Origin of the sequence: Mycobacterium asiaticum, from assembly GCF_001673315.1 — a bacterium.
In the GTDB taxonomy this organism is placed as follows: domain Bacteria; phylum Actinomycetota; class Actinomycetes; order Mycobacteriales; family Mycobacteriaceae; genus Mycobacterium; species Mycobacterium asiaticum_B.
In genome coordinates this window covers 15487-40386 of sequence record NZ_LZLQ01000091.1, presented here as the reverse complement: position 1 = coordinate 40386, position 24900 = coordinate 15487, and the positions used below count along the sequence as shown (strand labels likewise).

Here is a 24900-nt window from a genome sequence, read left to right as displayed (position 1 = left end):
CGGTTACTGGCCGCCGTCGACGATGCGCTGGGACCGCACCGGCCGGGACGTCGAGCGCACCCGCCGGCCGGGCAGCGGGATCCGATCGGCGATGTTGCTCAGTGGGTTGACCACCATGGTCAGCGAGATCACCGCTTCCTGCAGGGTGGCGATGGCCGGCTCGAGTGCCTCCATGCCGGGCGCCAGCCGGGCCAGGGTGTCGGCGACGTCGGCCAGCTGCTCAAGCGGACCGTTCTTGGCGGTCAACTTGTCGATCATGCCGCCCTCGGACAACAGTTTGTCGGCCAGCCCGTCCTCGGCGAGCACCCGCTCGATCATCCCGTCGGCACCCAGCAACTGATCGGCCAATCCGCCCGGTTGCAGTGCGCGATGCAGCCCGCCGCCCTCCGCGGTCAACCGATCGATCAAGCCGCCCTCGGACGTCAACAGATCGACCACGCCGCCGGGGCGCAGCATCCGGTCCATCGGGCCGTTGGGTGCCACCGCCCGCCCGAGCGGCATGTCGTCGTCCAGCAGCCGGGCCAATCGATTGGCCCGCGCCAGGGCGTCGTCAATCCCCAACATGTTCGCCATGGCGTTGGATCCCCGCGGACCACCGGTGTCACCGAGCGCTTGTTTGGCCAGACCGACCGCCGCGCCGGCGAGATTCAGGCTGGCCTCCGCGGCGGCAAGGCCGGTGCGCGCCGGCGCGGTCGCAAGCTCAACAATGGCTTTGCCCAGGTTCATTCTGTGAGTCTATTCACGTCAGGGCCCAAATTCGCCCGCGGGTCCAGGCAATTTCGTCGATTCCTGGCACACTGCTAACAGTTGACTTGCAACGACCTCTCAGGAAGTTTTCAATGATTGCAGAGCTAACACACAAGTTCGGGTGGAGGTGCTGACCTCATGACAGGGAGCGCTACGGCCGAGACGACCAAACCCGAGGCCCGCATCCTCGTCGTCGATGACGAAGCCAACATTGTCGAATTGCTCTCAGTAAGCCTGAAGTTCCAGGGATTCGAGGTTTTCACCGCAGCCAATGGCGCCCAGGCATTGGACCGGGCCCGCGAATCCCGGCCGGACGCGGTGATCCTCGACGTGATGATGCCCGGAATGGACGGCTTCGGAGTGTTGCGTCGGATGCGCGCCGACGGCATCGATGCGCCCGCGCTGTTCCTGACGGCCCGAGACTCGTTGCAGGACAAGATCGCCGGGCTCACCCTAGGTGGCGACGATTACGTCACCAAGCCGTTCAGCCTCGAAGAGGTGGTGGCCCGGTTGCGGGTGATCCTGCGACGCGCCGGCAAGGGCAACAGCAACGAACCACGCAATTCGCGACTTTCGTTCGCCGACATCGAACTTGACGAGGAAACGCACGAAGTGTGGAAGGCCGGGCAGCCGGTGTCGTTGTCTCCCACCGAGTTCACGTTGTTGCGCTACTTCGTGATCAACGCCGGCACCGTGCTGAGCAAGCCGAAGATTCTCGACCACGTGTGGCGGTACGACTTCGGCGGTGACGTCAACGTCGTCGAGTCCTACGTGTCCTACCTGCGCCGCAAGATCGACACCGGGGAGAAACGCTTGCTGCACACGCTGCGCGGCGTGGGTTACGTGTTGCGCGAACCGCGCTGAACCGAAGCGAAATGGCCAACCGGTATCGACGGGGTGTGCCGCTGCGGGTAGGCCTGGTGGCGGCCACCCTCGCGCTGGTGATGTGTGGTCTGTTGGCCTCGGGAGTGGCGGTCACCTCGATCCTGCGGCACAGCCTGGTCAGCCGGATCGACTCCACCCTGATGGACGCAACCCGCAGCTGGGCGCAGGCTCCCTGGAAACACGCGACACCCAACAGCGAAGGGCCCGACCCCGCGCGGCCACCATCGAAGTTCTATGTGCGGGCGGTCAGTCCCGACGGGCACACCACGACGGCCATCAACGACCGCAATGCCGAGCCTGCCCTTCCGGCCGACAACGATGTGGGTCCGAACCCAACGACGCTGTCATCGGTGCGCGGCTCCGATATCGAGTGGCGTGCGGTGACCGTGCACGGACCGCACGGTGGCCTAGCCACGGTCGCGATCGACCTGTCCGACGTCGACCACACTGTGCGGTCGTTGATGCTGCTGCAGGCCGGTATCGGGGCAGCGGTATTGGTAGTGGTCGGTATTGTCGGCTTTGCGGTGGTGCAGCGCAGCTTGCAACCGTTGACCGAAGTCGAACAGACTGCTGCCGCGATCGCAGCCGGCCACCTGGATCGACGTGTCACCGAACGTGACCCCCGCACCGAGGTGGGCCGACTTTCGTTGGCGCTCAACGGAATGCTGTCCCGGCTCCAGGAGGCGCTGGCCGCCTCGGAGTCGTCGGCGGAAACGGCCCGGGGTTCTGAGGAGCGGATGCGACGGTTCATCACCGACGCCAGTCACGAACTGCGTACCCCGTTGACCACCATCCGCGGGTTCGCGGAGTTGTACCGGCAGGGCGCCGCGCGCGACGTTTCCATGCTGCTGTCGCGTATCGAGAGCGAAGCCAGCCGAATGGGCCTGTTGGTCGACGACCTGCTGATGCTGGCCCGCTTGGATGTGCAACGGCCGCTGGAACACCGGCGGGTGGATCTGCTGGCGCTGGCCAGCGACGCCGTGCACGACGGCCGCGCGATCGACCCCGACCGCGCCATCAACATGGAAGTGTTCGACGGGCCCGGCACCCCGGAGGTGCTCGGCGACGAGCCACGTCTGCGCCAGGTGCTGGGCAACCTTGTCGCCAACGCGATTCAGCACACCCCGACCAGCGCCGACATTGCGGTGCGGGTCGGCACCGACGGTGACGACGCGGTGCTCGAGGTCGCCGACAAGGGCCCCGGCATGAGCCAGGAGGATGCCGAGCGCATCTTCGAGCGTTTCTATCGCACCGACGCGTCTCGGGCGCGGTCCAGTGGGGGCACCGGACTCGGGCTGTCGATCGTCGACTCGTTGGTGAAAGCGCACGGGGGCCACGTCACGGTGTCAACGGGGCCCGGCGAGGGTTGTCGTTTTCGTGTCACGCTGCCACGGGTCAGCGACGTGCCTGCCGAAGTGGGCCAAGTGCGCTGAGCGGGAGAAGTGGGCCGAAGCGGGCTAACTGGGCTAAGCGGGCTTAGTGGGCTAGGAGTTTGCGGGTTTGTCGCGCATAAGCGGGCAAATCTATCGGGGCTCGTTCTCGGCGTGCGAAGGTCGGCGTGCGAAAGCCGCGCGACGGTTCAGCCCAGCTCTTCCAGCGCAGCCTTGATCCTGGCCTGCGCATCGTCCAGCGATTCCGCCGACGGGTTGCGGTCGACATTGGCGAAGCCGAAGTCGGCCAGGCTGCGGGTGGGAAATACGTGGACGTGCAGATGCGGCACCTCTAGGCCGGCAATGATCAGTCCGGCGCGCTCGGCCTGGAACGCCTTGCACACCGCCCTGCCGATCAGCTGGCTCACCGACATCACCCGCCCGAAGGCCTCGGCGTCCACGCCCTGCCACTGGTCGATCTCCTCGCGCGGCACCACCAAAGTGTGGCCTTGCGTCATCGGCTCGATCGTCAGGAACGCGACCACGTCGTCGTCCTCGTAGACGAATCGGCCGGGGAGTTCACGGTTGATGATCTTGGTGAAGATCGACGCCATGGCTCAAGCATAGGTTCGGCGGTGCGGCACAAGTGAGCAAGGTCTCGCGCCAGCACCTACATGCGACAAGGACGCCAGACGCTGACGCTGAACCGTTAACGGACCGTTGCCATGTCGTTCCTAACGGTCGCCACACTCCGATGTGACCCAATTCACTGGAGGGCACGTTGGCGCTATGTCCCAAGGCATTGCTGGCAGTGCTGACCACCTGCGCTGTTTCCCTCCTACCCGCGGTCAATCCCGCTCACGCCGCTGACGCGTTCGGGCCGCTGGCACCACCCAACCCGTATATGGCGCCCAACGGCATCGCGTCCATGCATAACGATGCGGGTTCGGCGGACGCGGGCCCACTGCCCGGTCCGGGTGCCCGCCTGGTCCCGATTCTGGCGTTCCCGTTGCTGGCCGCTTGCCCGACGATCACCCAGGGCACCGACGGTCTGGTGCTGGCACTGTGCACCACAATCACCGCGCAGGCTCCGGTCCTGCATCTGATCGACCCCGGCGGCATCGTGCCCCAGATTCTTCCGTTGGCATCCATGGATATCGCCAAGGGCGGTCTGCTCGGCGGTGTCTATGCCTATCTGGACAACAACAACCAGATGGTGCTTATCGACGGCACCAATCATCTGCTGCGCATCGCTCACACCCGCGATGAGCGGGGCCGGTGGCACCTGGTCGTCACCGACTCCGTTGACTTGTCCAGCGTGATACCGCCCGGCGACAACTCGGTGGGGGTCGTCCCCGACTATCTAGGCAACGTCTGGTTTGCGACCGGCAACGGTGTGGTGGGTGTGGCCAAAGCCGGCGGTGGTGTCGCCAGTCTGCAACTACCCGCCGGACAGCAAGTGGCCAACAGCATTTCGGTGTCGCCGCAGAACCGCGTCGCGGTAGCGACCACCTTCGCTCTCTACGAGATCAACCTCAACGGTGCCGGGAACCCGCAGGTGCTGTGGGGCCAGAATTATGATCGCGGGCCCGCCCGCAAGCCGGGGCAATTGAGTTGGGGGACCGGTTCCACTCCAACGTATTTCGGCCCGACCGGTGCGGACTATCTGACCATCGTGGACAACGCCGACCCTCAGGTGCACACGCTGGTCTACCAATCCGGAACGGGCGCTTTGCTTTGTCAGCAGACGGTTTTGACTCTCGGCGGACCCGGCAGCGAGAACTCGCCGATCGGCGTGGGCAATTCGATGTTCATCGCCAGCACCTACGGCTACCCCTACCCGGCCGTTCCGCCCAACGCGGGACCAGCGGTCCCGCCGACGGCGCCGTTCGTGGGCGGCATGACCAGGGTGGACATGAATAATCCGGGTCCTGGCTGTCACACGGTATGGGAGAGCAAGGTCCGCAGCGCGGCCCTGCCGCATCTATCCACCGGCGACGGCCTCATCTACACGATCACCCGTATCGGACTCGATCAGACGACACCGGCGGACCTGTTCGCCTTCAGCGTGATCGACCCGAGCAACGGGCAACTGCTGTACCAACAACTCAAGTCCGCAACCATCCTGAGCGACCCGATTCAGACGTCGTCGATGGTCCTGATGGGCAACAAGATCATGCAGGGCAACATCACCGGTATCGGACGCATCGGCTAGGTTGCGCCCGCTGGGTCCGTCACTCCTGCTGTCCGAACTTCATCATCTCGAGGTTCCAGTAGCCCCGCATGTTGGTGATCAGGCCCTCGTCGTCCACGCGGTAGGTGAACACCCCACGGACGCTACTGGTGAGGCCGCCCTCGAACTTGCTGTCCAGCACCAGGATATGAGCGATCTCGTTCGGCGAACTGGACGGGAAGGTCTCCTCGCAGGCGATGGTCAGGTTGTTGGCGGCGATGTTGGTGTCGTAGAAGGTGGCGACCCCCTCTTTGCCCTTCACTCCGGCGCCGTCGGGATTGGTGACCGACTTGCCGATCGGGTCCTCGACCACGACATCGTCGGCCATCAGCGCCAGCCACCCCTCGCGATCGTGCGCTTGCACGCACCGCCAGGACGCCTGCGAGGCGGCCAACGCCGGTGATTCGACGGTTTGAGTCATTGCGTTCACTCCTTCTCTAAACGGCACCCGGGGCGCAGCCGTCGGCGGCGAAGCAGTGGCAGGCGCGCCGTGCGGGCGGCCCTTCCGCAGCGCGCCGGCCTACCGGTCTGCGTCCGTGTAGCGGATGACGCCGCGAATGTTCTTGCCGTCCAACATGTCCTGGTATCCCTCGTTGATCTGCTCCAGGCGGTACTGGGTGGTGACCATGTCGTCCAGGTTCAGCTTGCCGGCCTTGTACATCGCCAGCAGCTGCGGAATGTCGTACTGCGGGTTGCCGCCACCAAAAATGGTGCCCTGCAGGTTCTTCTGCATGAGGGTCAACATCGCGAGGTTCAGCGTCACGTTGGTGTCCAGCAGGCTTCCGATGGCGGTAGCCACGCAGGTGCCGCCCTTGGCGGTGATGTTCAGGTAGTTGTCGATGTCGGACCCGTGTAGTTCTCCGACGGTCACGATCACCTTGTGGGCCATCAGCCCGTAGGTCACCTCGGCAATGCCCATCAGGGCGGCGTTGATGTCGGGGTAGACGTGCGTGGCGCCGAACTTCAGCGCCTGGTCTCGCTTCCATTCAACCGGGTCGATGGCGAAGATGTAGCGGGCTCCCGCCGCGGCGGCGCCCTGCAGGGCCGCCATTCCGACGCCACCGACACCGACGATGGCCACGTCTTGGCCTGGGCGGATGTCGGCGGTGCGGACGGCGGAGCCATAGCCGGTGGTGACGCCGCAGCCGACCAGCGCGGCCACCTCGAAGGGCACCGACGGGTCGATCTTCACCACGGAGCTGCGGTGCACGACCATGTACGGCGAGAACGTCCCCAACAGCGTCATCGGGAAGACGTCTTGGCCGCGGGCCTTGATCCGGAAGGTTCCGTCGCTCACCGCGGCGCCGCCGAGCAGTCCGGCTCCCAGGTCGCAGAGGTTGCGCATGCCCGCTTGACAGGTCGGACACTGGCCACAGGACGGGATGAACGACAGCACGACGTGGTCACCGGGGGCGATGTCTTCCACGCCGGGGCCGACCTCGGTGACGATGCCCGCGCCCTCGTGACCACCGAGCACCGGGAACCCAGCCATCGGGATGCCGCCGGTGACCAGGTGATGGTCGGAGTGGCACATGCCCGCCGCTTCCATCTGGATCTTGACCTCATGCGCTTGCGGGTCGCCGATCTCGATGTCCTCGATGGACCACGGCTGGTTGAATTCCCAGATCAGTGCGCCTTTTGTCTTCACGATGGACCTGACCCCATTTCGCCTTTGAATTGAGAGTGCCTGACTTCCTGCCGGGCAGCGGTGGTGACGAGTGCCACAGGCACTCCTGTTTCGTCAGCATAGCGGGTCCAACAAATCAAATGCTTGGTTGGGTGCTGGGCTGACATCCGGGGGCCGCTCACCAGATCGGCACCGGCGCCTGACCCAGTGGGTAGTAGCCCGGCAATTTCTCCCCGGCCAGGCTGCGTTCGATCCTTTTCTGCATGCCCGCCGACAGCTTCCCGGACTTCATCAGGTCCAGGTAGAGCTTTTGTACGTGGCCGAAATCGAAGAAATCACGCTGCCACTCGATGAGCTTGTCGGTGTTGAGCCGGAACCAGCTGCCGCCGATGCCGTAGATCTCCTGCCGACCGCCGTCACCGTCGAGCACGACCTGCTTCCAGAAGCCGACGATTTCACCCTGCTGGTCGTCGATCAGGACCTTCTGGTACGGGTACTGCCAATTTTCCAGCCCCTCCATCTCCAAGCCCAGCGCAACGTCGCGGATCTCGTCTATCCCCACGCACATCACGTCTTCTTTAGGGCCGATGTTCCATCCATAGGTGGCTTCGGGGGCGTAAAAGTCGGCCAGCGGCTTCCAATCGCCGGCTTTCTCGCAGTCTTTGTTGGCCTGCAGCCAGGACTGCACCCATGCCTCGAGTTCTGCACGTTCGAAAGACGCCATTGTCTTCAGTCTTCTTTCTCTTTGATCAATAGTGCTTGAGTGGGGCACATTTCGACCGCGCGCTCAACCTCGTCGCGGGCGTCTTCGGGCGGTTCGGGGTCGAGGATCTCGACCTTGCCCCGCTTGGGCACGCGAAAGTAGTCCGGTGCCTCCAGTTCGCACATGGCGTGACCCTGGCACAGGTCCATGTCAACCTCGATGCGAAATCCCATCAGTCCTGACCCTCACACGTTGCGCTTGCGGTACCGGACCTTGGCCGGTCTGGCCAGCTGCACCACCATCTTCGAGTGGTCGTTGCGATAGCTGTCCGCCGGCTGGGCCATCTCGAATTCGTACTCCCGCAACAGGACCGAGAAGATCGCCTTGATCTGCATAGTCGCGAAGGCGGCACCGACGCAACGGTGCCGACCCGCACCGAACGGGATCCAGGTCCACCGGTTGGCGATGTCGGCCTGCTCGGGCTTGTTGTAGCGGTCGGGGTTGAAAGCATCGGGGTCGGGAAAGTCCTCCGGGATGCGGTTGGAGATCGCCGGGGATGCGGCGACGAAGTCGCCGTTGTGAATTGGGAAGCCCTCGACCTCGAACTCGCCCTGCGCGACGCGCATCAGGATGATCAACGGAGGGTGCAGTCGGAGCGTTTCTTTGACCACGTTGTCCAGCTTCGGAATCTGGCGCAGCGCATGGAAACTCACCTCCTGCCCATCGGCGTACAGCTCTTCGAGTTCGGCGAGCACTTCCGCGTAGACCTCGGGGTGACGGATCAGCTCGATCAATGTCCACGCCGAAGTGCCGGAACTGGTGTGATGCCCGGCGAACATCAGTGAGATGAACATTCCGGTGACCTCGTCGGCGGAGAACCGCGGATTGCCCTCTTCGTCCTTGATCGAGACCAGCACGTCGAGCATGTCGCGATCGCGCTTGTCCTCGGGCGGGTTGGCGACCCGCTGGTGCATGATCTCCTGGACCAGCGCCACCAGATCCTTACGGGCCTGATCGCGCCGCTGGAAACTTTCGATCGGCAGGTACGGGTCGACGTAACACAGCGGATCAGTGCCGCGCTCGAGTTCGTGATAGTAGTGCGCGAATCGGGAATCCAGCTGATTGCGGAACTTCAGTCCGATCAAACAGGCCGTCGAGGTGTAGATGGTCAGCTCGGCGAAGAAGTCCAGCAGATCGATTTCGCCTTCGTCGCCCCAATCGGCGACCATGCGCTTCACTTCGCCTTCGATGGTCGCGGCATGGCCCTTCATGTGCTCACCGCGCAACGCCGAGTTGTGCAGCATCTCTTTGCGCCGTTCCGGGCTGGCGTCGAATACCACGCCCTTGCCGAATATCGGGGCCATGAACGGGTAGGCCGCGGCCTGGTCGAGATCCTCATCGGCAGAACGGAAGAAGAATTCGTTGGCACCGGCACCAGAGAGCAAGATGACGTGCTTGTCGGCGAGTTGGAACCACCCGACGTCGCCGCACTCGTCACGCACCCGCTGCATCAACCCGATCGGGTCGGTGCGGAACTCTTCGAGGTGGCCGTGTTCTTCCTCGCCGCCGGAAACCCGGGGCACCGTCGCTGTTGTCATTCTGAATTCAACGCTTTCTCATCGACTTTCAGCTGCTGACGCTCTTTGACCGTTGCCAGCGGAGCCTCGGGCTGGAGCTCCATGTTTGCGATGAACCCACCGCGCGGTGTCTCGGCGACGAATGTGATGGCCCGCGCCAGGTCCGCTGCGCGCAGAAAGTAGTCGTGTCGGGCCTGACCCCACTTCGCCCAATCCTCCAGAGCGGGACCGATCTTTTCGGCAGGCAGACTCCAACCCATCGAGGTCTTCGTCGGACCGGGGTGCACGATCGAGGCCCGGACACCGGTGCCCTCGAGTTCCATCTGGAAGTTGGTGACCATTGCCACCAGCGCCGCCTTGGCGGCTCCGTATGCACCCATGTGCGGCCGCTGGCGCAGCGCCACATCCGATCCCACGAAGATGAGGTCGCCGCGCTGTCGATCCAGCATGCCCGGCAACACCGCCGCGGCAAGCCGGTTGGCACCGACCAGGTGGATCTGTAGCTGTGATTCGAACTCGTCGGTGGTGATTTCTGCGAGCTTGCCGAAATATGTGTCACCTGCGCCGGCAACCAGCACCTCGATCTCGCCGAGAGCGTCAACCGATTGTGCAACAAAGGATTTCACTGAGTTCGGATCGGTCACGTCGAGATGGAAGCCGACCGCCTCGCCACCGTCGGCGTTGATCTTTCCGACAATGTCGTCGAGTTTCGCGACACGGCGGGCCCCGAGGGCGACCGGAAAGCCCCGCGCTGCAAGGCTGATAGCGGTGGCCTCACCGATACCGGACGAAGCACCCGCCACGATTGCGGGGCGCCGTTCGGGCAGGGGGTCGAAGCGGGGCATTTACCTGGCCTCCACGGTGATCGGTAGGTGGGCGAACCCGCGGACATTGCTGGAGTGGACGCGGACGGCGTTGGCCTCGTCCACTTCATATCCGCGGATTCGCTTGAACAGTTCGGTCAGCGCCACCCGTGCTTCCATCCGCGCCAGGTGGGCGCCCAAGCAGAAGTGGGCGCCGCTGCCGAAACTAAGTAACTTGGAACCGATCTCCCGTCCGATGACGTAATCGTCGGGGTTGTCGAACACCCGCTCGTCACGATGCGCAGAGCCAGGCAGCAGCAACAGCACGTCACCTTCGGGAATTGTGGTGTCGTAGAGTTCGAGCGGGCCGGAGACGGTGCGGGCCAGGATCTGACTGGACGTGTCATACCGCAGGGTCTCCTCGACCCACAGCGGGATCCGGGACAGGTCTGCGTAGAGCGGGGTCAGCTGATCGGGATTGCGATGGCCCCAAAAGGCGGCATTTGCAAGTAGTTTAGTGGTGGTCTCGTTGCCGGCGATCACCATCAGGAACATGAATCCGAGGACTTCCTCGTCGGTGAGCCGGTCGCCGTCGATCTCGGCTTCCAGCAACGCCGATGTCAGGTCATCGGTCAGCTTCTTGCGCCGCTCCTCAATCATTCCCTGGTAGTAGACGATGAGGTTGATCGACGCTTCGATCGCGGATGCCGGCACATCGTTGACCCCGTCCTCGCGGTGCATCACCCCATCGGCCATCGCCCGGATGCGATCGCGGTCGGCGACGGGGACACCCATGAGTTCAGAGATCACGTCCATCGGCAGCTTGCCGGCGAATTCGGCGACATAGTCGACCGTTCCGTCGCCGGCCTGCAGCATGACGTCGAGGTGTTGCACGGCGAGTTCGGTCACCCGCGGCTCGAGTTCACGAATCCGGCGCGGGGTGAACCCTTTTGACACCAGGGTGCGCAGCCGCAAATGCGCGGGGTCGTCCATCGCCAGGAACGACATCGTCTTTGCCGCGTGCGGACCGCGGGACACCGGATCCAACGAGACGCCGTCACGGTTGGACAGTGTGGTGCTGTTACGGAAACCCTGGTGCACATCGCTGTGCCGGGACACCGCCCAAAACCCCAGTGCCTCATTGCGGTACAACGGCGCCTCGTCCCGCAACCGCCGGTAGTACGGGTACGGGTCTTCGTGGAAGTCGTAACTATAGGGATCCAGGATCAATTCGGGATCTCCGACGTGGACGGTCATTCGTCACCGCGGGCTCTCTGCTCAGCGCCGGACAGGATCAGACTCGCCACATCGGCCAATCGGTCGGCGATCTCGTGATAGGTCAACTCGCCGCTACCGGCTTGCACGAGCGCCCCGAAGAACGCCATCTGCAGCGCCGCTGCACAACCGGGTTGCGCGCCGGGCCCGATGGCCGAGGCGATGCGGCGGTGAATTTCGGCGCCGATTCGCTCGCGGACCGCGCGCACCGCGGGATCCGGCCCACCTCCGAGCAGGGCCGCCGTGCATGCCGCGCCAACTTCCGGTTCGTCGGCTACCACCAATGCCAGATGCCGCAGCGCCCGATGCACGCGGCTAGGCATGGGTTCGTTGACGTCGGTGAAATACGGCACCTGCCGCACCAGGTCGAGGTACACCTCGGCGATCAGATGGTTCTTCGACGAGAAGTAGGTGTACGCGGTGGCGGGGGCCACCTTGGCGCGAGCCGCCACCATCCGGACGGTCAGGTCGCCGTACGAGTGCTCGCGCAATGTCTCCATGCCGGCGGCGAGCACCTTGCGGAACGTTTCTTCCTGGCGGCGGTTGCGCGACGGCTGTGGGGGGGAGGGCGCGGGGGAGGGCTCCGTCTCGGAATTCACCGTAACCAGTGCATCGCTGGACACATGTCCAAGCTAGAGTATGGCCGCCGTGTCAGGCAAGTCCCGTTGGTGAATAAGCACGTTAACGAGGAAATATCGAGTGCTCGGCAGCGGGTTGGCGGGTTGGGCTCTTGCACCGCCGATGGGCGGAAGGCTATGGTTCGATCCAGCAATATCGGACAGCTGTCCACCTGATTGGAGCTGGAAATGGCGTTGTTGGCCGACGGCGTTAGCGCCCTATTCATCGACGGCAAGTTGACGGACGGCCGGGCAGGCACCTTCCCGACGGTCAACCCGGCGACCGAGGAGGTGCTCGGCGTCGCTGCGGACGCCGATGCCTCGGACATGGAACGCGCCATCGAAGCCGCGCGGCGGGCTTTCGACGACACGGACTGGTCGCGCAACACCGAACTGCGGGTCCGGTGCGTGCGCCAACTCCGTGCCGCCATGCAGGAGCACATTGAAGAGCTGCGCGAGATCACCATCACCGAGGTCGGCGCACCCCGAATGCTGACTGCCATGGCCCAGTTGGAGGGCCCGGTCAACGATCTGTCGTTCGCTGCCGACACCGCCGAGTCCTATGAGTGGAACCAGGATCTCGGTCAGGCGGCGCCGATGGGCATTCCCACCAAGCGCACTATCGCCCGGGAAGCTGTCGGTGTCGTCGGCGCCATCACGCCCTGGAACTTCCCCCATCAGATCAACCTGGCGAAACTGGGCCCGGCACTGGCGGCGGGCAACACCGTCGTGTTGAAGCCCGCTCCCGATACGCCGTGGTGTGCGGCCGTGCTCGGGGAACTGATTGCCGAGCACACCGACATCCCGCCGGGGGTGGTGAACATCGTGACGTCCAGCGACCACAGTGTGGGCGCTCTTTTGGCCAAAGACCCACGGGTGGACATGGTTTCGTTCACCGGATCGACTGCCACCGGGCGCAGCGTGATGAGCGACGGTGCGGCCACCATCAAAAAGGTCTTCCTGGAGTTGGGCGGCAAGTCCGCGTTCGTCGTCCTGGATGACGCCGACCTCGGTGGTGCGGTCGGCGTGGCGGGGTTCTCGGTATGCATGCACGCCGGGCAGGGATGTGCCATCACCACCCGACTGGTGGTGCCGCGGGACCGCTACGACGAAGCTGTGGCGATCGCGGTTGCGACCATGTCGGGCATCAAAGCCGGCGATCCCAACGACCCCAGAACCATCTGTGGTCCGTTGATTTCGGCGCGGCAGCGGGATCGGGTTCAGGGTTACCTCGATTCGGCGATCGCCGAGGGCGGCACCTTCGCGTGCGGTGGTGGCCGTCCGGAGGGCAGGGACGTCGGCTTCTTCATCGAACCGACGGTGATCGCGGGCCTGGGCAACGACGCCAAGGTCGCTCGCGAGGAAATCTTCGGGCCGGTACTCGCGGTCATCGCCCACGACGGCGACGAGGATGCGATACGCATTGCCAACGATTCTCCTTATGGCTTGTCCGGCACGGTCTACGGCGCCGACCCGGACCGGGCCGCGGCGGTCGCATCGCGCATCCGGGCCGGCACCATCAACGTCAACGGCGGCGTCTGGTATTCGGCCGACGCGCCGTTCGGCGGTTACAAGCAGTCCGGCAACGGCCGCGAGATGGGCCTGGCCGGTTTCGAGGAGTACCTCGAGACGAAACTTATTGCGACAGCAGCTAACTGAGGGAGCGCGCAGCGTGGCACGATTCGAGGACAAGGTTGCGATCGTCACCGGATCCGGTGGCGGCATTGGCCAAGCTTATGCCGAAGCGCTGGCCCGGGAGGGCGCAGCGGTGGTGGTGGCCGACATCAACGCCGAGGCGGCCGAAGGGGTGGCCAAGCAGATCACCGCGGACGGGGGCACCGCTATCAGTGTTCCGGTCGACGTGTCGGATCCGATGTCGGCCAAGGCGATGGCCGATCGGACGCTGGCCGAGTTCGGTGCCATCGACTACCTCGTCAACAATGCCGCGATCTTCGGCGGCATGAAGATCGACTTTCTGCTCACGGTGGACCCCGAGTACTACAAACGGTTCATGAGTGTGAATCTCGACGGGGCGTTGTGGTGCACCCGCGCGGTGTACAAGAAGATGGCCAAACGCGGCGGCGGCGCAATCGTCAACCAGTCCTCCACCGCCGCGTACCTGTACGCCAATTACTACGGTCTGGCCAAGGTGGGTATCAACGGTCTGACGCAACAACTTTCGCGGGAACTCGGCGGCCAGAACATCCGGATCAACGCCATCGCACCCGGTCCCATTGACACCGAGGCCAACCGCACCACCACTCCGAAAGAGATTGTGGACGACATCGTCAAAGGACTGCCCCTGTCGCGGTTGGGCACTCCCCAGGATCTGGTTGGCATGTGTCTGTTCCTGCTCAGCGACGAGGCGTCGTGGATCACCGGGCAGATCTTCAATGTCGACGGCGGACAGATTTTCCGCGCATGAGTCCGCGCCGGCGACGATGCAGAGCGAAGCGATGAGGAGGAGTGGCGCATGAGACCGCGCCGGCGACGATGCAGAGCGAAGCGATGAGGAGGAGTGGCGCATGAGTCCGCGCCGGCGACGATGCAGAGCGAAGCGATGAGGAGGAGTGGCGCATGAGTCCGAAACTCGGATACATCGGGCTGGGCAACCAGGGTGCGCCCATGGCGAAGCGGCTCCTCGATTGGCCCGGCGGGTTAACGGTGTTCGATGTGCGCACCGAGGCTCTGGCCCCCTTTGTCGAAGGGGGTGCCACCGCGGCCGCCAGTGTCGCCGAGGTTGGTGAGGCGGACATAATCCAGATCACCGTCTTCGACGATGCGCAGGTGCGTGACGTCATCACCGGCGAGGGTGGCCTGGCCTCCCGCGCCAAGCCAGGCACCATCATCGTGATTCACTCCACGATCAGCGACGGCACCGCCGTGGAACTGTCCGATCAGCTCAAGCCACAGGGCATTCACATCGCCGACGCCCCGGTCAGCGGCGGGGCAGGTGCGGCCGCCAAGGGTGAGCTTGCTGTGATGGTCGGTGCCGAGGACGAAGTGTTCACCAGCCTGAAAGAGCCCTTCTCGCAATGGGCTTCGTTGGTGGTCCATGCCGGCCGGCCCGGCGCGGGCACCCGGATGAAGCTGGCCCGCAACATGCTGACCTTCGTCGGGTACGCCGCGGTGGGGGAGGCGCAGCGGCTCGCTGATGCTTCCGGGTTGGACCTCAACGACTTGGGCAAGGTGGTCCGCCACACCGACGCGCTGACCGGCGGGCCCGGGGCGATCATGTACCGCAGCGACGCGAAGGACCTCGCCCCCGACCACTTTTTGTACGGACCTTTCCAGCACACCCGAGCTCTCGGGGAGAAAGACCTGAGTTTGGCTCTGGCGCTGGCCGAGTCGCTGTCGGTCGACCTCCCGCTGGCACAGCTGGCGCGTGAACATTTCGCGGCGTACCTGGGTATTCCACACGAAGACTCCGAACAAAAGGACTCCTGATGGATGAGCAGCGGCGCAAGGGCCTTGAGAAGATGAACGAGGTCTACGGCTGGGAGATGCCCAACATCGAAGGCGACGCATTCTTCGACCTCACCGTCGATCACCTGTTCGGCAGCATCTGGACCCGGCCGGGCTTGTCGATGCGCGACAAGCGAATCATGACGCTGACGGCGGTGACCGCGATCGGCAATCGGGATCTGGCCGAGATCCAGATCAACGCCGCGCTGCTCAACGGCGAACTCTCCGAGACCGAGCTAAAGGAGATGGCCGTCTTTTTGACCCACTATCTCGGCTTCCCGTTGGGCTCCGCGCTCAACGGCGCGGTGGACACCGTCGTGGCCAGGCGCCGGAAGGCCGCGGCCAAAGGCGCTGACGAGGACAAGAAGGCCAACGTCGAGGGCGCCGTCAACATGCACAGGGGCAAGTAACCCGCCGACCGCGGGACGGCTAGTCTGACGTGTCGTGCGCGTCCTGGTGATCGGCTCCGGTGCCCGTGAGCATGCCCTGCTGCTGGCGCTCAGCAGGGATCCGCAGGTGACCGGCTTGATCGTGGCCCCCGGCAACGCCGGTACCGGCCGCCTGGCCGACCAGTACCAAGTCGACATCACCTCCGCTGACGAAGTCATCGCCCTGGCGCGCAAGGTCGAGGCCGACCTGGTGGTCATCGGTCCGGAAGTGCCGCTGGTGCTCGGAGTGGCAGACGCGCTGCGCGGTGCCGGTTTCGTGTGCTTCGGTCCGGGTAAGGACGCCGCACGCATCGAAGGGTCCAAAGCATTCGCCAAGGACGTCATGGCCGCGGCCGGAGTCCGGACCGCAACCAGCGAAATCGTCGACAATCCGGCCCATTTGGACGCGGCCCTCGAGCGTTTCGGCCCTCCGGCCGGGGACCCGGCTTGGGTGGTCAAGGACGACTCACTGGCAGCCGGCAAGGGGGTGGTGGTGACAGCGGACCGCGATGCCGCCCGCTCGCATGCCGCAGGGCTGCTCGAATCGGGACACCCCGTGCTGCTGGAATCCTTCCTTGACGGGCCTGAAGTCTCCTTATTCTGCGTGGTCGACGGCTCTACCGTGGTCCCGCTGCTCGCCGCGCAGGATTTCAAGCGGGTCGGCGACGGGGACGCAGGTCCCAACACCGGCGGTATGGGTGCTTACGCCCCGGTGCCGTGGCTGCCCGACGACATTTATCAGGGCATCGTGAGTCGGATCGTCGAACCCGTTGCCGCCGAGCTGGTTCAGCGGGGTAGCCCGTTCTGTGGGCTGCTCTATGCCGGTCTGGCGATCACGTCGAATGGGCCGGCGGTGGTCGAATTCAATTGTCGCTTCGGTGATCCCGAGACTCAGGCGGTGCTCGCGCTGTTGGAGTCGCCCATCGGGCAGTTGCTGTACGCCGCCGGCACCGGCGCGCTCGCCGAATTCGATCAATTGCAATGGCGAGACGGTGCTGCGGTCACCGTGGTGCTGGCCGCCGAAAACTACCCCGGGCGCCCGCGGGTCGGAGATGTCATCACCGGATCAGAGACCGAAGGGGTCTTGCACGCTGGGACCGCGCGACGTGACGACGGCGCGATTGTCTCCTCCGGCGGCCGAGTGGTGTCGGTGGTGGGCACCGGGTCGGATTTGGCCGAAGCCCGCCAGCGCGCTTATGAGATCCTGAGTTCAATCCGGTTGCCCGGCGGGCACTTCCGCACCGATATCGGGCAACGCGCGGCCGAGGGGAAGATCACCATCTAGAACGCCGCGGCCTGCCCGTCGCGGCGCGGATCGCTCACCGCGAGGTAACCGTCTTCGAGCCGCCAAATCGCCTGGCAACTCCCGAACGCGTTGTAATCGTCCACGGTGAGCAACTCGTGTCCCCGCTCACGCAACCCCTCGAGCGTGGCTGGCGGAAATCCCTTTTCGCAACTGACCTGCATGCCGTGCACCCAGCGGAACCGCGGACCATCGCATGCCGCCTGCGGATTCTGGCCGTAGTCGGCTATGCGCACCAGCACCTGTACGTGGCCCTGTGGTTGCATAGGCCCGCCCATCACACCAAAACTCATCACCGGGGCACCGCCCTTGGTCACGAAGCCCGGGATGATCGTGTGCCGGGGCCGCTTTCTGGGACCGACCCGGTTCGGATGTTCCGGCGTCACAACGAAATCGGCACCGCGGTTCTGCATTGCGATACCGGTGCCCGGCACCACCACGCCCGAGCCGAAGCCCATGTAATTGGACTGAATCATCGACACCATCAGGCCCGACGCGTCGGCGGCTGTCAGATAAACCGTGCCGCCCCGGGGTGTTCCGGCTGATACCGGACGTGCCTGTCGTATATCGATCAGCGCCGCGCGCTGCTTCAGATAGGCCCGGTCCAACAAGTGCTCGGTTTTGACGGTCATGTGCTCGATATCGCCCAGGTGAGCCTGCGCGTCAGCGAAAGCCAACTTCAGCGCCTCGACCTGCACGTGCACGCTGTCGGCGGAATCGACTGGCCAGGAGGACATGTCGAAGTGCTCGAGGATCCCTAGCGCGATCAGCGCCACGATGCCCTGGCCGTTGGGCGGAATCTCGTGGACGGTATAGCCACGGTAGTTAGCGCTGATGGTGCCGACCCAGTCGGCTCGGTGGTCGGCGAGATCTTCGGCCCGCAGCACGCCGCCGTTGGCGAGGGCATGCGCCTCGAGCTTTTCGGCCAACTCACCGCGGTAGAAGACCTCGCCTCCGGTGGCCGCGATCTGTTCCAGACTGGCGGCGTGGTCGGGCAAGACGCACAGCTCACCGGGTCTCGGCGACCGCCCGCCAGGAAGAAACGTCTCGGCGAATCCCGGTTGGTTCGCAAAGACCGGAGCTTGAGCAGCCCATTGGGTGGCCACTCGCGGAGAGACCAGAAAACCGTTGCGACCGTAGGTGATCGCGGGCGCGAAGAGTCGTTCGAACGGTAACCGGCCGAACCTTTGGTGCAGTTCGGACCAGGCCGACACCGCACCAGGCACGGTCACGGAGTTCCAACCGAACGCGGGAACGCCGGTGTCGCCGAAGTATTGCGGTGTCCACCCCGCGGGCGAGCGGCCGGATGCGTTGAGGCCGTGCAGTTGTTGCCCGTCCCAGATGATCGCGAAAGCGTCCGATCCGATGCCATTGGACACCGGTTCGACCACCGTGAGAGTGATCGCGGTGGCAATGGCGGCGTCGACGGCGTTACCTCCGTCGGCGAGCATCTGCAGCCCGGCCTGAGCGGCCAGCGGCTGGGACGTGCACACCGCGTTTGCGGCCAGGATGGGTGTGCGCGGCCAGGCATACGGAAAGTCCCAGCCGAACGTAGCGCTCACGACCGCGAGCGTAGCGCCGAGCCTGCAATGGCGGCGTCCAGACTGCGATGACGGCGTCCAGACTGCGATGACGGCATCCGGACTGCGATGACGGGATCCGGACTGCGATGACGGGGTCCAGACTGCGATGACGGGATTCGGACTGCAATGGCGGCGTCCCATCCACCCCTCGACACGCACTGACCGCAGTATCGATACCGTCAGCGCAGTTTCGGCCGCTAGCGCCACCGCTCGCACCCCGCCGTCAGCGCAGCTTCGGCCGCTAGCGCCACCGCTCAAATCCCGCCGTCCGCAGCTTGGGATGCTAGCGACGCCCCTCGCATCACGCCGTCAGCAGTGGCGCGATCCAGGTCAATTCGGCCGGCAACTGGGAGCTCCAGAATTCGCCGTTGTGACCGCCCGGCGAAAAGCCGCCCGCCGGCGGGTTGGGCAGTTGGGCGATGAATTGCTTGGTGGCGGAGTAGAACGGGTCGCTGTCGCCGCAGTCGATCCTGATCGGGATGGATGCCAGGGCGGGCATTCCCCAGACCGAGTTGGCCGCGTAGTCGTCGGCCCCGTCGAACGCACCCGGGGCGGCGGCACCCGGGGACGTCCACAGCGCGGGGCTCACCGCGCAGATGGCCGCGGTGCGTCCGGCCCCGAGCCGGCCGCCGAGGAGCAACGCGCCGTACCCGCCCATCGACCAGCCCAGGAAAGCGACCCGTGAGGTGTCCAGACCGTGGCTGTCCATGATCGGCATCAGCTCGTTGAGGACCATCGCCCCGGAGTCCTCTCCAGAGGCCCGCTTGTGCCAGTAGCTGCCGCCGCCGTCAACGGCTACCACCGCGAAAGGCGGCAATCCGGCATTGACGGCCTGCGCCAAACCCTGTTCGACGCCGCCGGCCATCACGCTGGACGCGTCGTTGCCCTTGCCGTGCAGGGCGATCACGGGGCGCAGCGCTTTGGTCTGGCCCGGCGGTCGCGCGATCGCCCAGTTGGTCGAGATCCCACCGCGCGCGGCGGACGCAAAGGAGCCCGTCACCATCGTCGGGGCGGCCTGCGCGGGCGGAACCGGATCGAGCGGCCGTGCCGGCGCCAACGGAACGTTTGTCCCAGTCCATGGCGTCGGCGCCGCCTGCGAGGGGTGGGCGGGAAACAGCACGTCGATGGCATAAGCGCCGACTGCACCGCATGTCGCGGCGGCGCCGAGGCCCAGAACGGCGCGACGGCTGATTTCTGGCATGCCGGTCATCATGCCACGCTCGTTTCACGAAAATGGCAACGCCGTACCACTTTGACTGGCAGCATGGGTGGGCGTGACGGCAGCAGTTACTCCCAAAGGGGAACGTAGGCGGTATGCGCTCGTAAGCGCGGCCGCCGAGCTGCTCGGTGAGGGCGGGTTCGAAGCGGTGCGCCACCGGGCGGTGGCCCGGCGGGCCGGCCTGCCACTGGCGTCAACCACCTATTACTTCTCTTCGCTCGATGACTTGATCGCTCGAGCGGTCGAACACATCGGGATGATCGAGGTGGCCCAGCTGCGAGCGCGGGTCAACGCACTGTCCCGGCGGCGTCGGGGGCCTGAGACCACCGCCGAGGTATTGGTGGATCTGCTGGTCGGGGACGTATCCGGGCCCGGGCTCGCGGAGCAGCTGATTTCGCGTTATGAGCGGCACATCGCCTGTACCCGGCTCCCCGCGCTGCGGGAGAGCATGCGGCGCAGCTTGCGTCAGCGGGCGGAAGCGGTCGCCGAGGCCATCGAGAGATCAGGACGGTCGGTCCAGATCGAGCTGGTGTGCACCCTGATTTGCGCCGTCGACGGTTCGGTAGTCTCCGCCCTGGTCGAGGGGCGTGACCCGCGGGCGGCCGCGCTGGCAACTGTGATCGACCTGATCGATGTGCTGGCCCCGGTCGATCTGCCGGCGGTGCGGATCGTGAGCACGTCGGCAGATAACGACGGCGTGCCGATGATGCCGCTCGCCGAAGAGCTGTAGCCGCGACGCCAACGCCTAAGCTGTGTGTTCGTGATGGCCAAGTGAGCATTCCGAACGTATTGGCCGCCCGCTATGCGAGCGCCGAGATGGCTGCCATCTGGTCGCCCGAGGCCAAAGTAGCCGCCGAGCGACGGCTGTGGCTGGCGGTGCTGCGAGCGCAGGCGCAACTCGGTATCGATGTTCCCGCCGCAGCGATCGCCGATTACGAACGTGTCCTCGACCACGTGGACCTGGCCTCCATCGCGGCCCGGGAACGAGTGTTGCGCCACGACGTCAAGGCGCGCATCGAGGAATTCAACGCGCTCGCCGGCCACGAGCAGGTGCACAAGGGGATGACGAGCCGCGACTTGACCGAGAATGTGGAGCAGCTGCAGATCCGGCAATCCCTGGAGCTGGTCTTCTCGCACGGGGTGGCGGTGGCGGCACGGCTGGCCGAGCGGGCGGTCAGCTACCGGGATCTGGTGATGGCTGGGCGCAGTCACAATGTCGCGGCGCAGGCGACCACATTGGGCAAGCGGTTCGCCTCGGCCGCGCAGGAGACCTTGATCGCGTTGACCAGGCTCCGGGAGCTGATCGACCGCTACCCGTTACGGGGCATCAAGGGTCCGATGGGAACGGCCCAGGACATGCTGGACCTGCTGGACGGGGATGCGGCCAAGCTGGCTCAGCTGGAACGCCGCGTCGCCGAATTTCTGGGCTTTGCAAACGTTTTGAACAGCGTCGGGCAGGTGTATCCGCGTTCCCTGGACCACGACGTTGTCTCGGCGCTGGTGCAATTGGGGGCGGGACCGTCATCGCTGGCGCACACTATCCGCTTGATGGCCGGGCACGAGCTGGTCACCGAAGGATTCGCGGCAGGGCAGGTCGGCTCGTCGGCGATGCCGCACAAGATGAACACTCGCAGTTGTGAGCGGGTAAATGGACTGCAGGTGGTGCTGCGCGGCTATGCCTCGATGGCTGCCGAGTTGGCCGGTGCCCAGTGGAACGAGGGCGATGTGTTCTGCTCCGTGGTGCGACGGGTTGCATTGCCGGACAGCTTCTTTGCCATCGATGGGCAGATCGAGACGTTCCTGACGGTGCTTGACGAATTCGGCGCCTACCCGGCGGTGATCCAGCGTGAACTCAGCCGCTATCTGCCGTTCCTGGCCACCACCAAGGTGTTGATCGCGGCGGTGCGCGCGGGGATGGGCCGCGAGTCTGCGCACCACGTGATCCGCGAGCACGCGGTGGCCACGGCGCTGGCCATGCGGGAGCGCGGCGCCGAGCCGGACCTGCTGGAGCGGTTGGCCGCCGATCCGCGCCTGCCCCTGGACCGGGCGGCCCTCGATGCCGCACTGGCGGACAAGAAAGCATTCACCGGCGCGGCCGGCGACCAGGTCGACGAGGTCGCCGGTCTGGTGAACGAGTTGGTGAGCCGCTACCCAGCCGCGGCCAAATACACGCCGGGGGCGATTCTGTGACGCTCGCCGGCGCTTTGGCCGGGATCGACTTCACCGACCTGGACAATTTCGCCGACGGCTTCCCGCATGAACTGTTCGCCGTTCATCGGCGTGAGGCGCCCGTATTCTGGCACGAACCTACCGACAACACTCCCGACGGCGAAGGGTTCTGGTCGGTAGCGACGTATCCGGAAACCCTTGAGGTGCTTCGTGATCCGGTGACGTATTCGTCAGTGACCGGTGGTGATCGACCCTTCGGTGGCACCTTGCTGCAGGACCTGGCCATCGCCGGTCAGGTGCTCAACATGATGGATGATCCGCGACATTCCCAGATCCGGCGGTTGGTGAGCTCCGGTCTGACGCCCCGGATGATCCGTCGTGTCGAGGACGACCTGAGGTCTCGGGCGCGCCGGCTACTGGATGACGTGGTGCCCGGTGAGCCGTTCGACTTCCTGGTCGACGTCGCCGCCGAACTGCCTATGCAGATGATCTGCATTCTGCTGGGAGTGCCTGAGTCCGAACGGCATTGGCTGTTCGAGGCTATCGAGCCGCAGTTCGATTTCGGCGGTTCCCGCAAAGCCACATTATCGCAGCTGTCGCAGTTGTCCGTCGAAGAGGCCGGGTCGCGGATGTACAACTACGGGCAGGAACTGATCGCGGCCAAACGCGCCGAGCCGACCGACGACATGTTGTCGGTCGTCGCCAACGCAATGCTCGACGAGGCCGACGGGGCGGCACTGTCTGATCTCGAGGTGTACCTGTTCTTCAGCCTGCTCTTCAGTGCCGGCGCGGAGACCACACGCAATGCCGTCGGAGGCGGACTCCTGGCGCTCGCCGATCATCCTGACCAAATGCGTACGCTGCGCAGCGATCTCGATATGCTGCCGACGGCGGTCGAGGAAATCATCCGGTGGACCTCGCCGTCGCCGTCCAAGCGGCGCACGGCGACCCGCGATGTCACGCTCGGTGGACTAAAAATCGAAGCAGGACAGAAAGTACAGATCTGGGAAGGTTCAGCCAACCGCGACGAGAATGTGTTCGACCACGCAGGCGCTTTCGACATCACTCGAAAGCCTAATCCGCACTTGGGCTTCGGTCAGGGTGTGCACTACTGCCTCGGCGCAAACCTGGCCCGGCTGGAGCTGCGGGTGTTGTACGAGGAGCTGCTGTCGCGGTTCGGCACTGTGCGACTGGTGGAGCCTGTGGAATGGACACGCAGCAACCGCCACACCGGAATCCGGCACCTGGTCGTGGAACTCCACGCGGGTTAGTGGCTGTTCAGCTCGGCCGTATCGCGCCGTCGCCGGATGTCTTCGCCGTCGTGATGACGACCGGAATCCTGTCGGTTGCCGCGCAGCGGCATCACTACACCAGGCTGAGCGAAACCCTCGGCGTGCTGGCCACCGTGGGCCTCGTGGTGCTGGTGCTGCTGGTTGCGGTGACCAGACCAGCCTGGGATCTCAGGGATCCCGACGTGACCCTGCGGCTGTTCACCTTTGTTGCCTCGTGCGCGGTGCTGGACAGCCGACTGGCGAATGTCCATGGGGTGGTGCTGACGCTGGGTGTGACGGCGCTGGTTTCCTGGCTGCTGCTGGCCATTCTCACCGCACGGAATATGGCGGCGAACAGTTGGACGGTGCTGCGGGACCGCGCGCACGGCGCATGGGAACTGGGCAGTGTCGGCACCTGCGGTATGGCGATCGTGGCCACCGAGGTGTCGCGGCATACCGTTGCGCGCAGCTGGTTCATGGTCGCGGTACCGGTGTGGGTGATCGGCTTGGGTATCTACGGGCTGATGACCGGACTGATCCTGTGGCGGGCGGTCCACCAGCGGCAGGACCAAGACGGAATAGAACCGGATGCGTGGATTCTGATGGGCGGCTTGGCTATTGCCACGCTCGCGGGTGACAACATCCACGCCTTGGCGTCCGGGTGGCTGGCTCCGACGGTGCGCACCGTGACGGTGCTGACCTGGGTGTTGGCCACCTGCTGGATACCGTTGCTGATTTTTTTCGGGTTGCGACGGATCCAGCGTCGGCCTGCGCTGCTGCGCTTCGCCGGCGTGTGGTGGGCCATGGTCTTCCCGCTGGGCATGTACGCCGTGGCGACGGCGGCCACCGCCGCCGAACTCGGCCGGCCAGTGCTGGGCACGGTTTCTCTGGTCTTCTTCTGGATCGCCTCGACAGCCTGGGTGATGGTAGCTGCTGCCGGGTTGTTGTGGCTGCGACGCGAATTCGTCGCCCGTAGCTAGGCTTCCGCCGCGCGCAGCCTGATGCCGGCCGCGCGCAGTTCCAAGGCGGCCAGCGCCCGAATCACGTGGGGGTCCTCGTAGCGCCATCCGCCCACCGGATCGGCGCTGACGGCCGCGAGTTTCGCCGGCGACCGGTTGGCCAGGGCCCGCAGCGCCAGTAGTTGTTGGCCGGCCGCGGTGCCGGCCAACGCGGTCACGGTCAGCTTGCGCCGGAAGAACCGCAGCCGCAGGTACAACCAGGGCACGGTCACCGCAAGGATCGGCGGCAGTGCGACTGCCAGCGCCAGCACCCACGCCAGCCAGCTAGCCGTGGTGTCTAGATTGTGCCCGGCGCCGGCGATGTCCAGCGCCGCGTCGCTGGCTGCGGTCAGCGGCTTGCTGAGCGCGTCACCCAGCAACGGAATGTTGTCGGCGCTCCGCCCCGCCGACGCCAAGTTGCCCGCCACCCCTTTCGAGCCTTCTTCCACTTGCCGTCCGGCCTCAGCAATTGTCGCGATAGCGTCGTGCACCGCCAGACCGACGAACACCCAGATCACCGTCCACAGCGAGATGGTGATGTCGCTCATCAGTTGGCCGAACAGGCGGACGGGTCGGGTCGAGTAAGGCAAGAACCGGGTCATATACCGATACCAGCACAGCTGGCAG

The 24900-nt window shown here is 65.1% G+C and carries 24 protein-coding genes and 1 pseudogene; 12 read left to right on the top strand and 13 right to left on the bottom strand.

Translation table 11 applies throughout. The annotated features are described in order from the left end of the window. Nucleotides 1–3: 3 nt before the first annotated feature. On the bottom strand, nucleotides 4–726 hold the full coding sequence (locus A5636_RS14245) for a hypothetical protein (RefSeq protein ID WP_065159288.1): 723 nt from the start codon (nucleotides 724–726) through the stop codon (nucleotides 4–6). 159 nt (nucleotides 727–885) lie between these two features. On the opposite strand from A5636_RS14245, the gene A5636_RS14240 reads away from it, so the two are divergent. Further along, nucleotides 886–1611, top strand: a complete 726-nt coding sequence (locus tag A5636_RS14240) for a response regulator transcription factor (protein ID WP_065159287.1) — start codon at nucleotides 886–888, stop codon at nucleotides 1609–1611. Between the two features lie 11 nt (nucleotides 1612–1622). Further along, the gene (locus A5636_RS14235) at nucleotides 1623–3065 is read left to right on the top strand and encodes a sensor histidine kinase (protein WP_065159286.1); all 1443 of its coding nucleotides are present in this window, start codon (nucleotides 1623–1625) and stop codon (nucleotides 3063–3065) included. A 146-nt stretch (nucleotides 3066–3211) separates the two neighbouring features. On the opposite strand, the gene A5636_RS14230 is transcribed toward A5636_RS14235, so the two are convergent. Beyond that, nucleotides 3212–3616 carry an HIT family protein gene (locus A5636_RS14230; RefSeq protein WP_065159285.1) on the bottom strand — a complete coding sequence of 135 codons (405 nt, stop codon included), beginning with the start codon at nucleotides 3614–3616 and terminating at the stop codon, nucleotides 3212–3214. Nucleotides 3617–3783: 167 nt separating this feature from the next. On the opposite strand from A5636_RS14230, the gene A5636_RS14225 reads away from it, so the two are divergent. Beyond that, nucleotides 3784–5217 carry a hypothetical protein gene (locus A5636_RS14225; protein ID WP_065159284.1) on the top strand — a complete coding sequence of 478 codons (1434 nt, stop codon included), beginning with the start codon at nucleotides 3784–3786 and terminating at the stop codon, nucleotides 5215–5217. A 19-nt stretch (nucleotides 5218–5236) separates the two neighbouring features. On the opposite strand, the gene A5636_RS14220 is transcribed toward A5636_RS14225, so the two are convergent. From A5636_RS14220 to A5636_RS14185, 8 genes are all read right to left on the bottom strand, one after another. Next, the gene (locus tag A5636_RS14220) at nucleotides 5237–5656 is read right to left on the bottom strand and encodes a ketosteroid isomerase family protein (RefSeq protein ID WP_065159294.1); all 420 of its coding nucleotides are present in this window, start codon (nucleotides 5654–5656) and stop codon (nucleotides 5237–5239) included. Between the two features lie 99 nt (nucleotides 5657–5755). After that, nucleotides 5756–6883, bottom strand: a complete 1128-nt coding sequence (locus A5636_RS14215) for an NDMA-dependent alcohol dehydrogenase (RefSeq protein ID WP_065159283.1) — start codon at nucleotides 6881–6883, stop codon at nucleotides 5756–5758. Nucleotides 6884–7040: 157 nt separating this feature from the next. Then, nucleotides 7041–7586, bottom strand: a complete 546-nt coding sequence (locus A5636_RS14210) for a hypothetical protein (protein WP_065159282.1) — start codon at nucleotides 7584–7586, stop codon at nucleotides 7041–7043. 5 nt (nucleotides 7587–7591) lie between these two features. Continuing rightward, nucleotides 7592–7798: a ferredoxin gene (locus A5636_RS14205; RefSeq protein ID WP_155763817.1), complete on the bottom strand. Its 207-nt coding sequence runs from the start codon at nucleotides 7796–7798 to the stop codon at nucleotides 7592–7594. A gap of 12 nt (nucleotides 7799–7810) precedes the next feature. After that, entirely contained in the window at nucleotides 7811–9163 is a 1353-nt protein-coding gene (locus A5636_RS14200) for a cytochrome P450 (RefSeq protein ID WP_065159280.1), read from the bottom strand. Continuing rightward, the gene (locus A5636_RS14195) at nucleotides 9160–9987 is read right to left on the bottom strand and encodes an SDR family oxidoreductase (RefSeq protein WP_065159279.1); all 828 of its coding nucleotides are present in this window, start codon (nucleotides 9985–9987) and stop codon (nucleotides 9160–9162) included. Before A5636_RS14195 ends, A5636_RS14200 begins: the two co-directional genes overlap by 4 nt. Continuing rightward, entirely contained in the window at nucleotides 9988–11202 is a 1215-nt protein-coding gene (locus A5636_RS14190) for a cytochrome P450 (protein WP_065159278.1), read from the bottom strand. Next, nucleotides 11199–11843: a TetR/AcrR family transcriptional regulator gene (locus tag A5636_RS14185; protein ID WP_065159277.1), complete on the bottom strand. Its 645-nt coding sequence runs from the start codon at nucleotides 11841–11843 to the stop codon at nucleotides 11199–11201. The genes A5636_RS14190 and A5636_RS14185 overlap by 4 nt, the downstream gene beginning before the upstream one ends. Before the next feature lie 183 nt (nucleotides 11844–12026). Here A5636_RS14185 and A5636_RS14180 point away from each other — a divergent pair, with 183 nt between their 5' ends. From A5636_RS14180 to purD, 5 genes are all read left to right on the top strand, one after another. Continuing rightward, complete coding sequence (locus A5636_RS14180; RefSeq protein WP_065159293.1) at nucleotides 12027–13496, top strand: aldehyde dehydrogenase; 1470 nt, start codon at nucleotides 12027–12029, stop codon at nucleotides 13494–13496. 13 nt (nucleotides 13497–13509) lie between these two features. Further along, nucleotides 13510–14262: an SDR family oxidoreductase gene (locus tag A5636_RS14175; RefSeq protein WP_065159276.1), complete on the top strand. Its 753-nt coding sequence runs from the start codon at nucleotides 13510–13512 to the stop codon at nucleotides 14260–14262. A 152-nt stretch (nucleotides 14263–14414) separates the two neighbouring features. Then, the gene (locus A5636_RS14170) at nucleotides 14415–15284 is read left to right on the top strand and encodes an NAD(P)-dependent oxidoreductase (RefSeq protein WP_065159275.1); all 870 of its coding nucleotides are present in this window, start codon (nucleotides 14415–14417) and stop codon (nucleotides 15282–15284) included. Beyond that, nucleotides 15284–15712 carry a carboxymuconolactone decarboxylase family protein gene (locus A5636_RS14165; RefSeq protein ID WP_065159274.1) on the top strand — a complete coding sequence of 143 codons (429 nt, stop codon included), beginning with the start codon at nucleotides 15284–15286 and terminating at the stop codon, nucleotides 15710–15712. Before A5636_RS14170 ends, A5636_RS14165 begins: the two co-directional genes overlap by 1 nt. Nucleotides 15713–15746: 34 nt before the next feature. Beyond that, on the top strand, nucleotides 15747–17015 hold the full coding sequence (purD, locus tag A5636_RS14160; RefSeq protein ID WP_065159273.1) for a phosphoribosylamine--glycine ligase: 1269 nt from the start codon (nucleotides 15747–15749) through the stop codon (nucleotides 17013–17015). Here the strand turns inward: purD and ggt are convergent. Further along, nucleotides 17012–18595, bottom strand: coding sequence for a gamma-glutamyltransferase (gene ggt / locus A5636_RS14155; protein ID WP_065159272.1), 1584 nt, complete (start codon nucleotides 18593–18595; stop codon nucleotides 17012–17014). The two genes, purD and ggt, sit on opposite strands and share 4 nt — an antisense overlap. Before the next feature lie 322 nt (nucleotides 18596–18917). Further along, complete coding sequence (locus A5636_RS14150; RefSeq protein ID WP_065159271.1) at nucleotides 18918–19829, bottom strand: alpha/beta hydrolase-fold protein; 912 nt, start codon at nucleotides 19827–19829, stop codon at nucleotides 18918–18920. A gap of 55 nt (nucleotides 19830–19884) precedes the next feature. Between A5636_RS14150 and A5636_RS14145 the strand changes: the two are divergent. From A5636_RS14145 to A5636_RS14130, 4 genes and pseudogenes are all read left to right on the top strand, one after another. After that, nucleotides 19885–20487, top strand: a pseudogene (locus A5636_RS14145) (TetR/AcrR family transcriptional regulator); the annotation flags it as partial. A gap of 119 nt (nucleotides 20488–20606) precedes the next feature. After that, entirely contained in the window at nucleotides 20607–22025 is a 1419-nt protein-coding gene (gene purB, locus A5636_RS14140) for an adenylosuccinate lyase (RefSeq protein ID WP_065159270.1), read from the top strand. Further along, on the top strand, nucleotides 22022–23275 hold the full coding sequence (locus A5636_RS14135; protein WP_065159269.1) for a cytochrome P450: 1254 nt from the start codon (nucleotides 22022–22024) through the stop codon (nucleotides 23273–23275). The genes purB and A5636_RS14135 overlap by 4 nt, the downstream gene beginning before the upstream one ends. After that, on the top strand, nucleotides 23275–24255 hold the full coding sequence (locus tag A5636_RS14130) for a tellurite resistance/C4-dicarboxylate transporter family protein (protein ID WP_065159268.1): 981 nt from the start codon (nucleotides 23275–23277) through the stop codon (nucleotides 24253–24255). Before A5636_RS14135 ends, A5636_RS14130 begins: the two co-directional genes overlap by 1 nt. Here the strand turns inward: A5636_RS14130 and A5636_RS14125 are convergent. Beyond that, nucleotides 24252–24875: a hypothetical protein gene (locus tag A5636_RS14125; protein WP_065159267.1), complete on the bottom strand. Its 624-nt coding sequence runs from the start codon at nucleotides 24873–24875 to the stop codon at nucleotides 24252–24254. The genes A5636_RS14130 and A5636_RS14125 overlap by 4 nt on opposite strands. Nucleotides 24876–24900: the final 25 nt, after the last annotated feature.

What these genes read in the sequence shown, in the direction of transcription:
- A5636_RS14165 (WP_065159274.1), top strand. Translation starts at nt 15,284, where the DNA reads ATGGATGAGCAGCGGCGCAAGGGCCTTGAGAAGATGAACGAGGTCTAC.
- A5636_RS14190 (WP_065159278.1), bottom strand. Translation starts at nt 11,202, where the DNA reads ATGACCGTCCACGTCGGAGATCCCGAATTGATCCTGGATCCCTATAGT.
- A5636_RS14240 (WP_065159287.1), top strand. Translation starts at nt 886, where the DNA reads ATGACAGGGAGCGCTACGGCCGAGACGACCAAACCCGAGGCCCGCATC.
- A5636_RS14170 (WP_065159275.1), top strand. Translation starts at nt 14,415, where the DNA reads ATGAGTCCGAAACTCGGATACATCGGGCTGGGCAACCAGGGTGCGCCC.
- A5636_RS14210 (WP_065159282.1), bottom strand. Translation starts at nt 7,586, where the DNA reads ATGGCGTCTTTCGAACGTGCAGAACTCGAGGCATGGGTGCAGTCCTGG.
- A5636_RS14195 (WP_065159279.1), bottom strand. Translation starts at nt 9,987, where the DNA reads ATGCCCCGCTTCGACCCCCTGCCCGAACGGCGCCCCGCAATCGTGGCG.
- A5636_RS14205 (WP_155763817.1), bottom strand. Translation starts at nt 7,798, where the DNA reads ATGGGATTTCGCATCGAGGTTGACATGGACCTGTGCCAGGGTCACGCC.
- A5636_RS14180 (WP_065159293.1), top strand. Translation starts at nt 12,027, where the DNA reads ATGGCGTTGTTGGCCGACGGCGTTAGCGCCCTATTCATCGACGGCAAG.
- A5636_RS14245 (WP_065159288.1), bottom strand. Translation starts at nt 726, where the DNA reads ATGAACCTGGGCAAAGCCATTGTTGAGCTTGCGACCGCGCCGGCGCGC.
- A5636_RS14150 (WP_065159271.1), bottom strand. Translation starts at nt 19,829, where the DNA reads ATGATGACCGGCATGCCAGAAATCAGCCGTCGCGCCGTTCTGGGCCTC.
- A5636_RS14200 (WP_065159280.1), bottom strand. Translation starts at nt 9,163, where the DNA reads ATGACAACAGCGACGGTGCCCCGGGTTTCCGGCGGCGAGGAAGAACAC.
- A5636_RS14125 (WP_065159267.1), bottom strand. Translation starts at nt 24,875, where the DNA reads ATGACCCGGTTCTTGCCTTACTCGACCCGACCCGTCCGCCTGTTCGGC.
- A5636_RS14230 (WP_065159285.1), bottom strand. Translation starts at nt 3,616, where the DNA reads ATGGCGTCGATCTTCACCAAGATCATCAACCGTGAACTCCCCGGCCGA.
- A5636_RS14220 (WP_065159294.1), bottom strand. Translation starts at nt 5,656, where the DNA reads ATGACTCAAACCGTCGAATCACCGGCGTTGGCCGCCTCGCAGGCGTCC.
- A5636_RS14235 (WP_065159286.1), top strand. Translation starts at nt 1,623, where the DNA reads ATGGCCAACCGGTATCGACGGGGTGTGCCGCTGCGGGTAGGCCTGGTG.